Below are 13,238 nucleotides of genomic sequence, written 5' to 3'. Positions count from 1 at the left end.
AGGTCTGCCTCCGGTGCCCCGGGATCAGCGGCCCCGGTACACCAACCGCCCGCCGATCACGGTTGCCACGCAGGTGCCGGCGCCGCGGCGGACCAGTTCGGCGCGGTCCGCCACGTCGAACACGGCGAAGCGGGCGGGGCCGCCCGGGACGAGCCGCGGCAGCAGGATCAGCGGGGTCGGGGACAGCGCCGCCGGGCCCGGAAGGCGGTCCGGCCGCTGCCCCACCGCGAGCCCGGCCCTGCGCACGGCGTCGACCGCGGCCCGCGAACGCAACTCGCCGGCCACCGCCACCGTGCCGTGTGCCAGCATCCGCTGCACCCCGCGTCGCGCGCTCGCGCCGAGGCGTGCGGGATCGCCGCGGAAGATCTCCCGGGCCCGCGCCCCGCCGATCGGCTCGGTGCCGAGGACGTCGGCCTCGCGGGGGTCGGGGTGGTAGGTGGCCTCCAGCAGCTCCGGGCCGTACGGGTTCAGCAGCCCCGGAGTGAGGATGCCGGGCCAGCGCCGCACCTTGGCCCGGGGCTCGGCGGCGGCCAGTTCTCCGTACGGGCCGACGGCGGCGACGGACGCCCCGTCGACCAGAACCGCCGCCTCGGGAGACCGCTCGGCGACGTGAAGTGTCAGCACGGCACCCCTAGTTCGACGCCAGCAGCTTCAGTTCGGGGTGGGCAGTGCCGCCCTCGATGGCCGTGGAGGAGATGTGGGAGACCACACGGTCGTCCACGGGGTCGTTCGCCGGGTCGTCGTGGACGACGAGGTGCTCGTACGTCGTGGCCCGCTGCGCCGGGACGCGGCCCGCCTTGCGGATCAGGTCGATGATCTCCAGGCGGTTGGAGCGGTGCTTGGCGCCGGCCGAGGAGACGACGTTCTCCTCCAGCATGATGGAGCCGAGGTCGTCCGCGCCGTAGTGCAGGGAGAGCTGGCCGACCTCCTTGCCCGTGGTCAGCCAGGAGCCCTGGATGTGCTGGACGTTGTCGAGGAAGAGGCGGGCGATGGCGATCATGCGGAGATACTCGAAGATCGTCGCCTGCGTCCGGCCCTTCAGGTGGTTGTTCTCGGGCTGGTAGGTGTACGGGATGAACGCGCGGAAGCCGCCCGTACGGTCCTGGACGTCCCGGATCATCCGCAGGTGCTCGATCCGCTCGGCGTTCGTCTCACCCGTGCCCATGAGCATCGTGGACGTCGACTCCACACCCAGCCGGTGCGCGGTCTCCATGATCTCCAGCCAGCGCTCGCCGGACTCCTTGAGGGGCGCGATGGCCTTGCGGGGGCGCTCGGGGAGCAGTTCCGCGCCGGCGCCCGCGAACGAGTCCAGGCCGGCCTCGTGGATCCGGGTGATGGCCTCCTCGACCGACACGCCGGAGATACGGGCCATGTGCTCGACCTCGGAGGCGCCCAGCGAGTGGATGACCAGCTGCGGGAAGGCGTCCTTGATGGCCTTGAAGTGCTTCTCGTAGTACTCGACGCCGTAGTCCGGGTGGTGGCCGCCCTGGAACATGATCTGGGTGCCGCCCAGCTCGACGGTCTCCGCGCAGCGGCGCAGGATGTCGTCGAGGTCGCGGGTCCAGCCCTTGTCCTTGTCCTTGGGGGCCGCGTAGAAGGCGCAGAACTTGCACGCCGTGACGCACACGTTCGTGTAGTTGATGTTCCGCTCGATGATGTACGTCGCGATGTGCTCGGTGCCGGCGTACTTGCGGCGGCGTACGGCGTCGGCGGCGGCGCCCAGCGCGTGCAGCGGGGCGTCGCGGTAGAGGACGAGCGCCTCTTCCGGGGTGATCCGCCCACCGGCTGCGGCACGGTCGAGGACAGACTGGAGGTCGGCCTTCTCGGTCACCAGGGCGTCCCTTTCGTCAAGGGTTGTGGACGGGCTGACTCAGCCTACGCCAGCCCTTTCCCCGCACAGACGTCAGGCCGCGTACGCGCCGATCAGCAGGCCGGTCAAGGCACCGGCCAGCAGGAACGGGCCGAACGGGATCGCCGACTTGCGTCCCGCGCGCCGTACGACGACGAGCGCGCCGCCGTACAGCGCGCCGAACAGGAAACCGGCGAAGGCGCCGAGCAGGACCGTGGACCAGCCGTACCAGCCGAGTACGACGCCCATGCCGACGGCCAGTTTCACGTCGCCGAAGCCCATGCCGGCCGGGTTGATGCGGTACAGCGCGTAGTAGCCGGCGCCGAGCGCGAGGGCTCCGTACAGCGCGGTGAGCCAGTGGCCGGCGTGCTCGGGCAGCAGCGCGGCGAGGCCCAGCAGGGCGAGGGCGGCCGCGGCGAGGGGCAGGGTCAGCGGATCGGGCAGCCGCTGCACCCGGAGGTCGACCACGGCCAGCAGCACCCCGACGGGCGCGAGCAGCAGCCATACCGCCAGTTCCGGCCGGGTGCCGGTGGCGGCGGCGAGAGCGGCGCAGGTCAGGGCGGTGGCGAGGGCGGCAGGGAGTACCTCGGTGCGCTGTCCGTGCCCCCGCCCCTGTACCTGCCCCTCTTCTCCGCACGCGCCGCACCCCGTGCGGCCGATCCAGCCCCGCAGCGGGTGGCCGTCCGGGCAGCGGTCGCGCCACGGCTCACCGGAGGGGACGGCGAAACGGTAGGCGGCGCGGGGCAGCAGCGCGCCCGTCAGAACACCCCACAGCGCGGCGGCGGCCATCAGCGCCCCTGTGCTCATCCGGTTCCGCTCCCCGTCGCGCTCACGGTTCTCATCCGACCTTCGACATCCGGGCCTGCGCGTTGCCCTCGGCCGCGCTGTCCGAAGTGAACTGCAGGTCGTCGCCGACCGGGGTCAGTTCGACCTGGCGCGGACTCGCCACACAGTGCCCGGGGTTGTCCCGTGCGCCCACCGAGGTCGCGAGGATCCGGGACTTCGTCACCTTCTTCAGGGTGAGGACGTCCGTGCACACACCGCCGATCTGGTCGGTGTTCCTCAGCCGCCCCAACTCCTCCCCCACGCTCGCCTGGTGGACGGTGATCCGGAAGGTGCCCGCGGGCAGTCCCAGTTCGCTGCCCTGCCCTTCCCAGGTGCCGAGATAGCGGGCCGGGATCGCACCGGACCGGGAACTCCCGCCGGGGGCACTGCTGACCGCCCCACTCGGCGCCGGGGAGCGGGGGGCGCTGCCCGCGCCCGCGTCACTGTCGTGCTGGAACCAGGGCCGCAGCACCGCGCCGGCCACCAGGGACACCACGGCCAGCGCTCCCGCGACGGCCAGCACCACCGTGCAGCTCAGCCGGCGGCCCCTGCCGCTGTCTGCCGGCGCGGAGGCCGCCGCCAGGCTGACCGAGACCCGGCCGGGCGGCGACGCGTCCCGCGGCGCGGGCACGACGGTCGGCGCCCCGGACGGCACCCCGTCCGCACCGGTCGCGGACTCCGGGCCAACCCCGGCCGCACCGGTCGCGGTCCCCGGGGCCTTCCCGGCCGCACCGGTCGCCGGCCCGGAAGGCACCGGCGTGCCAGGGTCCTGCGGGCTCATCACGGGCGCGGGCCCGAAAGCACCGGCCCCGGTGACGGAGTCCGGCTCGGCGGGGGCGGGAGCGGAGGCGGGGCCCGAGCCGGAGTCCGAAGCAGACGCTGACGCAGGCACCGGCGGCCCCGGCACCGCCGGCCGGTCGAAGGCCACCGGCCCCGACCGCACCGTCTCCCCCGTGTCCAGATTGAGCAGGCGGACGGCGCTGCGGCTGACCTGTTCCACCAGGGGACCCGGCAGCCAGCCGCCGGCGATCAGGCGGGTGGCGCCTTCCGGGGCGAGCCGTCGGCTCACCTCGGCGGGCACCGGCCGGGCCGCCGGGTCCTTGGCCAGGCAGGCCATGGCGACCTCCCGCAACGCGCCGTCGAGCGAGCCCAGTTCGGGCTCCTCGTGGACGACCTTGTAGAGCAGTGCGGCCGAGGAGTCACCGCGGAAGGGCGCTTGCCCGGTGGCCGCGTGGACGAGGACCGCGCCGAGGGAGAAGACGTCGGCGGCGCCCGTGACGCCCTTGCCGAGGATCTGCTCGGGTGACATGTAGCCCGGGGAGCCGACCGAGACACCGGTGGACGTCAGGGACGCCGTGCCGTCCATGGCCCGTGCGATACCGAAGTCGATCAGCAACGGTCCGTCGAGGGTCAGCAGGACGTTCGACGGCTTGACGTCCCGGTGCACGAGCTCCCGTTCGTGCACGGCCGTCAGCGCCTCGGCGAGGCCCGCGCCCAGGGCCCGTACGGTGTGCGCGGGCAGCGGGCCGGTGTCGGTGACGGCCGCGGCGAGGGACGGGCCGGCCGCGTAGGCGGTGGCGACCCAGGGCACCGGGGCGTCCGGGTCCGCGTCCAGGACGGGCGCGGTCCAGGCGCCGCCGACCCGGCGGGCGGCCGCCACCTCGCGCCGGAAGCGGGCGCGGAACTCCTCGTCCAGCGCGAAGTGCGGATGCACGATCTTCACGGCGACCGTACGGCCCCCCGCGCTGCGGCCGAGGTAGACCCGGCCCATGCCACCGGCGCCGAGCCGGCCGAGCAACCGGTAGGGCCCGACGGTGGCCGGCTCGTCCACGTCCAGCGGCTGCATGGCGCGCTCCCCCCAACGCCTCCGGCCTCAAGGCCCGTACCCACGACACGTCTCAAGGCCCGTAGCGCTCAAGACACGCACTCAAGGCCCGTGTCCAGGCCTGTCCCGCTCAGCCTAGTGACGCGTGCTCACCGACGCAGCAGGTCCACCTTCACGTCCGCCGGGAAGCCGGTCGTCGGGCCGATCCGGCGGGCGAACTCGGCGACCGCCTCCAGCTGCGGGGTGCCGAAGCTGAAGTCGAGGGTGGTGAAGTACTGCGCCAGGGTCACCTCGTCGAAGGCCTCCCAGCGGGCGGCCTGTTCGGCGACCTTGGCGACCTCCTCCAGGGAGAGGTTGCGGGATTCGAGGAAGGCCTGGTGGACCTGGCGGGTGATGTCCGGCTCGCGGTCGGCGTAGTCGCGGCGGGCCGCCCAGACCGCGAAGACGAACGGCAGTCCGGTCCACTCCTTCCAGAGCGCGCCGAGGTCGTGGACCTCAAGGCCGTAGCGCGGGCCGTCCAGCAGGTTCGCCCGCAGTGCCGCGTCGCCGATCAGGACCGCCGCGTCCGCCTCCTGCATCATCAGGCTGAGGTCGGGCGGGCAGGTGTAGTAGTCGGGCCGGACGCCGTAGCGGTCGGCGAGGAGGAGCTGGGCGAGGCGGACCGAGGTGCGGGAGGTCGAGCCCAGGGCGACCCGGCGGCCGTCCAGCTGGTCCAGCGGGACCTGCGAGACGATCACGCAGGACATCACCGGGCCGTCGCAGCCGACGGCGATGTCCGGGAAGGCGACCAGGTCTGCGGCGTTCTTCAGGAACTCGACGAGGGTGACGGGGCCGATGTCGAGGTCGCCGCGCACGAGCTGCTCGCTGAGCTTCTCCGGGGTGTCCTTGGTCAGCTCGAAGTCGAGGAGGGTGCCGGTTCTCGCGAGCCCCCAGTAGAGGGGCAGGCAGTTCAGGAACTGGATGTGGCCGACGCGCGGCCGGGTGCGAGAATTGTCCACATCGCGACCCTAGACCCCGTGGGGTACGGTGCCGGGACCGGCCCCGCCGTCACCTCGCCGTCAAATGGCCCAACGGCCGTTCAAACATCCGGGTGAAGTGATCTTGCCCTCTATTGCTTTCGGCTGCCCGGATGCTAGGCTTGCCGCAAGTTGCAGTTTGGTTTCCCTTGCAGTACAGAGCCTGCGGAGCATGTAACCGCAGGCTCTCGTCGTTTTCAGACGTATGCAGTTGCGCAGCACCGTTTCGCACGTGCAGGTTCTGGAGCAGGGCAACCCTTTTGAGCCCAAGGAGGGCTTATGGCTACCGGAACCGTTAAGTGGTTCAACGCCGAAAAGGGCTTTGGCTTCATCGCCCAGGAGGGCGGCGGCCCCGACGTCTTCGTTCACTACTCCGCGATCAACGCCTCCGGCTTCCGCTCCCTCGAGGAGAACCAGCAGGTGAGCTTCGACGTGACGCAGGGCCCGAAGGGTCCGCAGGCGGAGAACGTCACCCCCGTCTGATCACTGCCTGATCGCAGAACCTGAGAGCAGTACCCAAGGAGCCCCGCGCCGTTCCGGCGACGGGGCTCCTGCCTTTCCCGGGCCCACCGCCGGTCCCGGCCGTTGATGAATTCTGTGCGAATTCTCTACGTGTGCTGCATGACGAGAACGAAGGTCGTACCCGGCGCCAGCGCCTCGTAGGAGTGCGGCACATCTCCCCTATAGGTCATGTAATCCCCCGGGCCGAGTTCCGCCTCCTCCCCCGCCGGGCCCGCCTTCATCCGGCCGGAGCTCACGATCAGATGCTCGACCGTGCCGGGGATGTGCGGTTCCGACACCCGGGCCGCCCCGGGCTCGGCGCTCAGGCGGTAGATGTCCCGCCGGGCCGACGGCGGGCTCGCGGACAGCAGGGTGGCGACATAGTTCGCCTGCGCCGAGGCGACCGCCGGGCCCTCGCCTGCCCGGATCACCTGGATGCTCGGCGCCGGCGGCTCCACCAGTGCGCTGAACGGCACCCCCAGGGCGACCGCGAGCGCCCAGAGCGTCTCCACGTTGGGATTGCCGCTCGCCGCCTCCAGCTGGGAGAGCGTGGACTTCGCGATTCCGGCGCGTTTGGCCAGCTCGGACAGGGACAGCCCGGTGCGGGTGCGCTCACGCTTGAGCGATGCGGCGATCCACTCCAGAGGGAGCCGGGCGGGGGGACGGGGAGGCGGCTCGGACATCTCGTTCGCTCCATCGGTACGACCGTTCGGCTTGACGGACAGAGTACCCGCTGTTCATTGTAGAAAACATGCGTTCGTTTCTCCGAACACCCAGTGATCGTTCCCTGCTCCGCGACAGCTCTCTGGTCTGGCTGGCCAGCGGCGTCGTCGGTGTCTCCTTCGGTGCAGTCTCCGTCGCCGGCGGGCTGCCGGTGTGGGTGCCGGTACTGATGTCACTGGTGGTGTACGCGGGATCGGCCCAGTTCAGCGCGGTAGGAGTGCTGCTCGCCGGGGGCGGCCCGCTCGCGGCGGCGGCGACCGGACTGTTGCTGAACACCCGTACGGCCGCCTTCAGCCTGGCCGTCGCCGAGATCCTCGGGACCGGACGGGTGGCCCGCTTCCTCGGCGCCCACCTGGTCACCGACGAGACGGTCGCCTTCGCCCTCGCCCAGCCCGACCCGGTACGGCAGCGGCGGGCCTTCTGGATCTCCGGGCTCGGGCTGTTCGCCGTGTGGAACACCGGGGTGCTGGCCGGTGCGCTCGCCGGGGGTGCGCTGGGCGACACGGCCCGCTACGGGCTCGACGCCGCGTTTCCCGCCGTACTGGTCGCCCTGGTCCTGCCCCAGCTGCGGGGGGACGCGGCGGTACGGCGGTGTGCGGTGATCGGCGCGGTCGTCGCCCTGGTGGCGACGCCCGCCGTGCCCGCCGGGGTGCCGGTGCTGCTCGCCCTGACGGGGCTCTTCCTGTATCGCCGACAGCCTGTGGAGGCCGCCGTATGAACGCCGCTGTTGTCGTGATCCTCGCGCTGGCCGTGGGCACGTACGCCTTCCGGCTGGTGGGGCCGGTGCTGCACGGGCGGGTCGAGATACCGGCCCGTGCGCAGGAGCTCGCCTCGGCCGGAGCGGTGGTCCTGCTCGTCGCGCTGCTGGCCACCGGTGCGCTGACGGAGTCCGGCGGCTTCGCGGGCTGGGCCCGGCCCGCCGGGGTCCTGGTCGGCGGCGTGCTGGCCTGGCGCCGGGCACCGTTCGCGGTGGTGGTGCTGGGCGCGGCGGCGACGGCCGCGCTGCTGCGGCTTGCCGGGGTGGGCTAGGCCCCCGGCCGGGCCGCCTTCCGCCAGATCGTCAGGTCTCCCTGCAGGAAGGCGATGTCCGGGAGCGCGGTGGACTTGGTCTGGATCACGTACAGTCCGATGTCGCCCTCGGTGTCCTTGATGCAGAACTCGGTGCCGGCCGCCGCCCCGGCCAGCGTCCAACTGTGCTTCTTGGCGCTGCCGAGTATGAGCCGGCACTCGTCGAGGGTGGTGCCGTGCGCACCCCACATCTGGACGAAGACGGCGCTGTCGCTCGTCAGTTCACACCCGATCGACCGGCAGTCGAAGCGGATGTCACCCCTGCGGTCCTGCCGTGCGGGCTCCTTGTCCCCGAGGCTCAACGAGGTCTTCGCGTCGAGCCGCACCGGGGCGAAACCCTCCGGCCGCGGGTCCTGGGGCGACGCCGACGAGGATGCCCCGTTCCCGGACGCGCCGCCGCCACCGTCACCGGCCCCGCGCGCCGACGAGTCCGGCGCATGCGAGGAGGAGCCCGGCGCGGACGCCGACGACCGTGCCGCCGGCCCCGTGGCGGACGTCCTGGAGCCCGCCGTGCCCCGGCCAACGGGCCTGTCCTTGGCGTCCATCACGAACCACGCCAGGGCCGCCACCAGCAGCGCGCCTCCCGCCACACCGGCGGCCGTGATCAGTCCGGCGCGCCGCCTGCGGGCCTTGCGCTGGTCCGCCGTCGGCTGCGGCCACCCGGCCGGCGACCGCGGGTACCCGATCAGCGGCTGCGGGGAGACCGGGGTGGGGTCGGGCAGCGGCGCCGGGACCACGACCTCCGGCCCGGTGATCTCCCGCCACACGGCCGGTCCCCCGCCCGCGTCGGCGTCCGCCCCCAGCCGCTGCCGGCACCACTCCACGACCTCCGCAGCCGTGGCCCGCTCGGCCGGGTCCGCGGCCAGGCAGCGGGCGAAGAGCGGCCGCAGCGGCTCGGGCAGCAGGGACAGGTCGGGTGCGGAGTGCACGATGCGGTACAGCATGTTGACGCCCGAGCCGTCGCCGTAGAGCGGCCTGCCCAGCGCCGCGAACGCCGCCGTCTGACCGAGCGCGAAGACATCGGTCGCCGTCGTGACCTCGTCCCCGGACGCCTGCTCCGGGGCCATGAACGCGGGCGTGCCGATGGTGTTTCCGGTCGCCGTGTACGACGTCCCGTCGGCGGCCAGTGCGATCCCGAAGTCGATCACCCGTGGCCCGTCGGCGGCCAGCAGCACGTTCGACGGCTTCAGGTCCCGGTGCACGATGCCCTCGGCGTGGATGGCCTGCAGCGCCTCCGCCACCCCCGCCATCAGCCACAGCACCGCCGGAACCGGCAGCGGTCCGCGCCGGGCCACGGCCTCCGCCAGCGACGGCCCCGGCACGTAGAGCGTGGCCAGCCAGGGCGGCACGCCGTCCGCGTCGGCGTCGATCAGCTCGGCGGTGTACGCGCCCCGGACCCGCCGGGCCGCCCTGACCTCCCGTGCGAACCGCCGCCGGAAGTCCGGATCGTCGGCCAGCTCCGGCCGCACGACCTTGAGGGCCACCGGCCGGCCACCCTGCGTGTGCGACAGGTAGACCCGTCCCATACCCCCCGCGCCCAGCCGCGCGGCGAGCCGGTAACCGGCCACCACCGGCGGATCGTCCCCCTGCAGTGGCTGGAAAACGTCTGTCGCCTGATCCATCGGCCCTTTCCCCCACCCCGATCAACTGACCGAACGACAGAAGCCTAAAGGCCTGTCAGTGCGGGTCGTTACGGTCCTCCCCATGACCGACACCGAGGACTTCCTCACCGCCACCCGCACCTTCTACGACACGGTCGCCGAGGACTACGCCGACCACTTCCGGAACCCGCTCGCCGACAGGCCGCTGGAGCGGGCGCTGCTCGCCGCGTACGCCGAACTGGTCGGCCCGGACCGGCCGGTGGCCGACCTCGGCTGCGGGCCCGGCGCGGTCACGGCCCATCTCGCGAGCCTGGGCCTGTCCGTCTCCGGCCTCGACCTCTCCGAGTCGATGCTCACCGTCGCCCGCCGCGAGTATCCCGCTCTGCGGTTCGAGCAGGGGTCGATGCTGGAGTTGCCCCTTGAGGACGGTTCCCTCGCCGGGGTCGTCTCCTGGTACTCCAGCATCCACACACCCGTGGCCGAACTCCCCCGTCTGCTTGCCGAATTCCACCGCGTCCTCGCCCCCGGCGGCCATCTCCTCCTCGCCTTCCAGACGGGAGACGAGCCGCTCCGCCTCACTCAGCCGTGGGGGCGTCCGGTCACGCTGGACTTCGAGCGCCGTCGTCCCGAGTTCATGGCGGGGCTCCTGGCCGACGGCGGTTTCGTCCTGCGCTCCAGCACCGTGCGCGCACAGGACACCGCGCTGGGCGAGACGGCGGACCAGGCGTTTGTTCTCGCCCGGAAGGCAGGCTGACCAGGCGGAACTCTCGCTCAGCGAGCGGCGGCGACCGTATCCGCGAAGGCGCGTGCCGGAGGGCTGAGGGCGTCCCAACGGCGGACGGCCCAGCCGACCGGGAGGGGGCGCAGGCCCCGCAGCGGGACCAGCCGCAGATCGCCCTCCCCCGGTACCGGCAGTCCGGGTACGGCGGGTACGACCGCCCGGCCCACGCCCAGCTCGGCCAGCAGCAGCGCCGTGTCCCAGTCGGCGACGCTCGTGTCGTAGGCGAACCGCACGCCCAGCTCGGCGCAGGCCGCGTCGAGTCGGGCGGCGGAGGTGGAGTTGGGGGGCAGGCGGATGAGGCGTACGTCGGCCAGTTCCGCGGGGTCGAGATCCGGCCGTTCGGCGAGGGGATCGTCGGCGTGGACGGCGAGCAGCCAGGGCAGTTCCGCGACCGTCCGCTGCTCGATGCCGCGGACCCGGGGGCCGACGGTGATCCACGCCAGGTCGAGGGTGCCGTCGGCGAGGGCGTCGAAGGTGCCGCGTCCCGAACTGACGGTACGGAACTCCAGATTGACCTCGGGATGACGGCGGCGGAAGGTGACCACCGCGTCGGACATGAAGTGCCGGACGGTGGTGGCGCCGGTGGCGACGCGGACGTACCCGCTGTGGCCGTCGACGAGGTCGCGCAACTGCCGTACCGCGAGGTCGAGGCCGGATATGCCCTCGGCCGCCGCCGCTTCCAGAATCCGGCCGGCCTGCGTGGGGACCACGCCCCGCGGTTGCCGTTCCAGCAGCGCCACCCCGGTCTCCCGCTCCAGCCGCTTCACGTGCTGGCTCACGGCGGACTGGGTGCAGCCGAGGTCCCGCGCGACGGAACTGAGGCTGCCGGCACGGCACACGGCCACGAACACGCGAAGGTCGTCCAGCGTCACAACTCCCAAGCTAGCACTTGGGGGTTCGAAGAAAACCCAAGGATTGACTGAGGGTCAGGTGCCGTACGAGGATCAATGGCGGGCCGCGACCGACCCAGGCGGCAACCCGCTCCACGCCCCGCCGAGAGTCCGGACCGAGGCGGGACCAGCGCGGAGCGGGTGTCGACCGTAGCCGCTTCGACGCACCGGCCTCAGTTCCCGTACAGGCTCTCCACCTCGCGGGAGAAGTCCCGCGTGATCGCCTCACGGCGGAGCTTCAGGGAGGGCGTCAGATGGCCGGCCGCCTCGGTGAAGTCCACGGGGAGTACGGCGAAGCGGCGGATGGACTCGGGGCGGGAGACCAGCTTGTTGGCCTCGTCGATCGCTCGCTGCAGGATCGCCTCCAACTCGGGGTCGCCGAGCAGGAGTTCCGGCGGCACCGGGTGCTTGCCGATCATCTGCCGCCAGTGGGTGATGCCGTCGGGGTCGAGGGTGATCAGCGCGGCGACGTACGGCCGGCCGTCGCCGACCAGCATCACCTGCGAGATCAGCGGGTGCTGGCGCAGCCAGTTCTCCAGCGGGGCCGGGGCCACCGACTTGCCGCCCGCGGTGATCAGCAGTTCCTTCTTGCGGCCGGTGATGGTGAGGTAGCCCTCGTCGTCCAGTTCGCCGATGTCGCCGGTGGGCAGCCAGCCGTCCCTGGTCGCGGGGACGACTCCGCCGGCCTGCGGGTCCCAGTAGCCGCGCAGGACGTGGTCGCCCGCGACGAGGATCTCGCCGTCGGCCGCGATCCGGACGCGGGTGCCGGGGAGCGGCCAGCCGACCGTGCCCAGGCGGGGTTTGAGGGGCGGCGTGACGGTCGTGGCGCCGGTGGTCTCCGTCAGGCCGTAGCCCTCGAAGATCTCGATGCCGGCGCCGGCGTAGAACGCGGCGAGGCGCCGGCCGAGCGGGGAGCCGCCGCAGATGGCGTGCCGGACGCGTCCGCCCATGGCGGTGCGGATCTTGCGGTAGACGAGCGGGTCGTAGAAGCTGCGGGCCGTCTTCAGGGAGCGGCTCGGGCCGCTGCCGGCGCCGGTCTGCCGGGCCTCCAGCGCCTCGCCGTAGCGCCGGGCGACGGCGGCGGCGCGGTCGAAGACCGCCACCCGGCCGCCCGACTCGGCTTGCGCACGGGCCGAGTTGTAGACCTTCTCCAGCATGTACGGGATGGTCAGCAGCGCGGTCGGCCTGAAGGCCGCCAGGTCCGGAAGCAGGTCCTCGGCGGCCAGGCTCGGCGCGTGGCCGAGGCGGACCCGGGCCCGGACGCAGGCGATGGCCACCATGCGTCCGAAGACGTGGGACATCGGCAGGAAGAGCAGGACCGAGGGCTCCTCGTCCTGGGCCTTGAAGACCGGGTGGAGCAGCTCGATGGCGTTGTCGACCTCGGCGAAGAAGTTGCCGTGCGAGAGGGCGCAGCCCTTGGAGCGGCCGGTGGTGCCGGAGGTGTAGATGAGCGTGGCGAGGGTGTCGGGGCCGAGCATGCCGCGCCGTACGGCGACTTCACCGTCCGGCACCTGTGCGCCGGCCTCGCCGAGCCGGGTCACGTGCTCCTTGTCCATCACCCACAGATGGCGCAGGTCGGGCAGGTGCTGGAGTTCGGGGCCGATGGCGGAGGCCTGGCCAGCGGTCTCGGTGATCAGGGCGACGGCGCCGGAGTCGTGCAGGATCCAGCGGGTCTGGAAGACCGAGGAGGTGGGGTAGACCGGCACGGTGACCAGGCCGGCGGCCCAGGCGGCGAAGTCGAGCAGCGTCCATTCGTACGTCGTACGGGCCATGACGGCGATGCGGTCGCCCGGCATCAGGCCCTCGGCGATCAGCCCCTTGGCCACCGCGAGCACCTGCTCGGCGAAGTACGCGGCCGTCACGTCCGTCCAGCGGCCGTCGGGCAGCTTGCGGCTGAGCACGATCGCGGCCGGCGCGGCGTCCGCGTTGTCGAAGGGCAGGTCGGCGAGGGAGCCGTGTTTGAGCGGAGATGTGAACGGCGGTACGGACACCTCCCGCACCACACCCTCCAGCCGCTGGACCCACGGCTCCACGAGGACCGGGCGGCCGTCGTAGTCGGTGGCGGAGACGGGGGTGTTCGGGTACGGCGTGGACACGAGCGGCTCCTGTGGCGTGCGTGCACCTGCGGCGCCTTGACGGAAAGGGGTTACCGCAGGTTA

General features: G+C 72.6%; 13 protein-coding genes. 4 read left to right on the top strand and 9 right to left on the bottom strand.

Going from position 1 to position 13,238, the window contains the following annotated elements; translation table 11 throughout:
- Nucleotides 1-24: 24 nt before the first annotated feature.
- From ACIGXP_RS33470 to ACIGXP_RS33450, 5 genes are all read right to left on the bottom strand, one after another.
- Nucleotides 25-624 carry a hypothetical protein gene (locus tag ACIGXP_RS33470; protein WP_399774777.1) on the bottom strand — a complete coding sequence of 200 codons (600 nt, stop codon included), beginning with the start codon at nucleotides 622-624 and terminating at the stop codon, nucleotides 25-27.
- 7 nt (nucleotides 625-631) lie between these two features.
- A complete protein-coding gene (gene mqnC, locus ACIGXP_RS33465) occupies nucleotides 632-1,831 on the bottom strand; it encodes a cyclic dehypoxanthinyl futalosine synthase (RefSeq protein ID WP_363214226.1) in 1,200 nt (399 codons plus the stop codon).
- A 72-nt stretch (nucleotides 1,832-1,903) separates the two neighbouring features.
- Nucleotides 1,904-2,656: a prepilin peptidase gene (locus ACIGXP_RS33460; RefSeq protein WP_399774775.1), complete on the bottom strand. Its 753-nt coding sequence runs from the start codon at nucleotides 2,654-2,656 to the stop codon at nucleotides 1,904-1,906.
- Between the two features lie 31 nt (nucleotides 2,657-2,687).
- Entirely contained in the window at nucleotides 2,688-4,520 is a 1,833-nt protein-coding gene (locus ACIGXP_RS33455; protein ID WP_399774772.1) for a protein kinase, read from the bottom strand.
- A gap of 128 nt (nucleotides 4,521-4,648) precedes the next feature.
- Complete coding sequence (locus ACIGXP_RS33450; protein ID WP_399774769.1) at nucleotides 4,649-5,497, bottom strand: menaquinone biosynthetic enzyme MqnA/MqnD family protein; 849 nt, start codon at nucleotides 5,495-5,497, stop codon at nucleotides 4,649-4,651.
- A gap of 297 nt (nucleotides 5,498-5,794) precedes the next feature.
- Here ACIGXP_RS33450 and ACIGXP_RS33445 point away from each other — a divergent pair, with 297 nt between their 5' ends.
- The gene (locus ACIGXP_RS33445) at nucleotides 5,795-5,998 is read left to right on the top strand and encodes a cold-shock protein (protein ID WP_003992177.1); all 204 of its coding nucleotides are present in this window, start codon (nucleotides 5,795-5,797) and stop codon (nucleotides 5,996-5,998) included.
- A 125-nt stretch (nucleotides 5,999-6,123) separates the two neighbouring features.
- Here the strand turns inward: ACIGXP_RS33445 and ACIGXP_RS33440 are convergent, their stop codons facing one another.
- On the bottom strand, nucleotides 6,124-6,699 hold the full coding sequence (locus ACIGXP_RS33440) for an XRE family transcriptional regulator (RefSeq protein ID WP_363214230.1): 576 nt from the start codon (nucleotides 6,697-6,699) through the stop codon (nucleotides 6,124-6,126).
- 68 nt (nucleotides 6,700-6,767) lie between these two features.
- Between ACIGXP_RS33440 and ACIGXP_RS33435 the strand changes: the two genes are divergently transcribed.
- Together ACIGXP_RS33435 and ACIGXP_RS33430 are read left to right on the top strand one after the other, a co-directional pair.
- Nucleotides 6,768-7,457: an AzlC family ABC transporter permease gene (locus tag ACIGXP_RS33435; RefSeq protein ID WP_363214232.1), complete on the top strand. Its 690-nt coding sequence runs from the start codon at nucleotides 6,768-6,770 to the stop codon at nucleotides 7,455-7,457.
- The gene (locus ACIGXP_RS33430; RefSeq protein WP_363214233.1) at nucleotides 7,454-7,768 is read left to right on the top strand and encodes an AzlD domain-containing protein; all 315 of its coding nucleotides are present in this window, start codon (nucleotides 7,454-7,456) and stop codon (nucleotides 7,766-7,768) included. Before ACIGXP_RS33435 ends, ACIGXP_RS33430 begins: the two co-directional genes overlap by 4 nt.
- Here the strand turns inward: ACIGXP_RS33430 and ACIGXP_RS33425 are convergent.
- Complete coding sequence (locus ACIGXP_RS33425; protein WP_399774765.1) at nucleotides 7,765-9,429, bottom strand: protein kinase; 1,665 nt, start codon at nucleotides 9,427-9,429, stop codon at nucleotides 7,765-7,767. The two genes, ACIGXP_RS33430 and ACIGXP_RS33425, sit on opposite strands and share 4 nt — an antisense overlap.
- 82 nt (nucleotides 9,430-9,511) lie before the next feature.
- Here ACIGXP_RS33425 and ACIGXP_RS33420 point away from each other — a divergent pair, with 82 nt between their 5' ends.
- Nucleotides 9,512-10,162 (top strand): class I SAM-dependent methyltransferase, encoded by a 651-nt coding sequence (locus ACIGXP_RS33420; protein ID WP_399774762.1) that lies wholly within the window; start codon nucleotides 9,512-9,514, stop codon nucleotides 10,160-10,162.
- A 17-nt stretch (nucleotides 10,163-10,179) separates the two neighbouring features.
- Here ACIGXP_RS33420 and ACIGXP_RS33415 read toward each other — a convergent pair whose 3' ends face one another.
- Nucleotides 10,180-11,061, bottom strand: coding sequence for a LysR family transcriptional regulator (locus tag ACIGXP_RS33415; protein ID WP_363214236.1), 882 nt, complete (start codon nucleotides 11,059-11,061; stop codon nucleotides 10,180-10,182).
- A gap of 191 nt (nucleotides 11,062-11,252) precedes the next feature.
- Nucleotides 11,253-13,175 (bottom strand): AMP-dependent synthetase/ligase, encoded by a 1,923-nt coding sequence (locus tag ACIGXP_RS33410; protein WP_399774759.1) that lies wholly within the window; start codon nucleotides 13,173-13,175, stop codon nucleotides 11,253-11,255.
- Between the last annotated feature and the right edge of the window lie 63 nt (nucleotides 13,176-13,238).

Origin of the sequence: Streptomyces sp. NPDC053069 (genome assembly GCF_044546895.1) — a bacterium.
GTDB lineage: Bacteria > Actinomycetota > Actinomycetes > Streptomycetales > Streptomycetaceae > Streptomyces.
This window is presented reverse-complemented; position numbering and strand designations above follow the sequence as displayed.

Excerpts from the sequence above, each read along its gene's own strand:
- ACIGXP_RS33460 (WP_399774775.1), bottom strand. The coding sequence starts at position 2,656 with ATGAGCACAGGGGCGCTGATGGCCGCCGCCGCGCTGTGGGGTGTTCTG.
- ACIGXP_RS33455 (WP_399774772.1), bottom strand. The coding sequence starts at position 4,520 with ATGCAGCCGCTGGACGTGGACGAGCCGGCCACCGTCGGGCCCTACCGG.
- ACIGXP_RS33445 (WP_003992177.1), top strand. The coding sequence starts at position 5,795 with ATGGCTACCGGAACCGTTAAGTGGTTCAACGCCGAAAAGGGCTTTGGC.
- ACIGXP_RS33440 (WP_363214230.1), bottom strand. The coding sequence starts at position 6,699 with ATGTCCGAGCCGCCTCCCCGTCCCCCCGCCCGGCTCCCTCTGGAGTGG.
- ACIGXP_RS33435 (WP_363214232.1), top strand. The coding sequence starts at position 6,768 with ATGCGTTCGTTTCTCCGAACACCCAGTGATCGTTCCCTGCTCCGCGAC.
- ACIGXP_RS33430 (WP_363214233.1), top strand. The coding sequence starts at position 7,454 with ATGAACGCCGCTGTTGTCGTGATCCTCGCGCTGGCCGTGGGCACGTAC.
- ACIGXP_RS33425 (WP_399774765.1), bottom strand. The coding sequence starts at position 9,429 with ATGGATCAGGCGACAGACGTTTTCCAGCCACTGCAGGGGGACGATCCG.
- ACIGXP_RS33420 (WP_399774762.1), top strand. The coding sequence starts at position 9,512 with ATGACCGACACCGAGGACTTCCTCACCGCCACCCGCACCTTCTACGAC.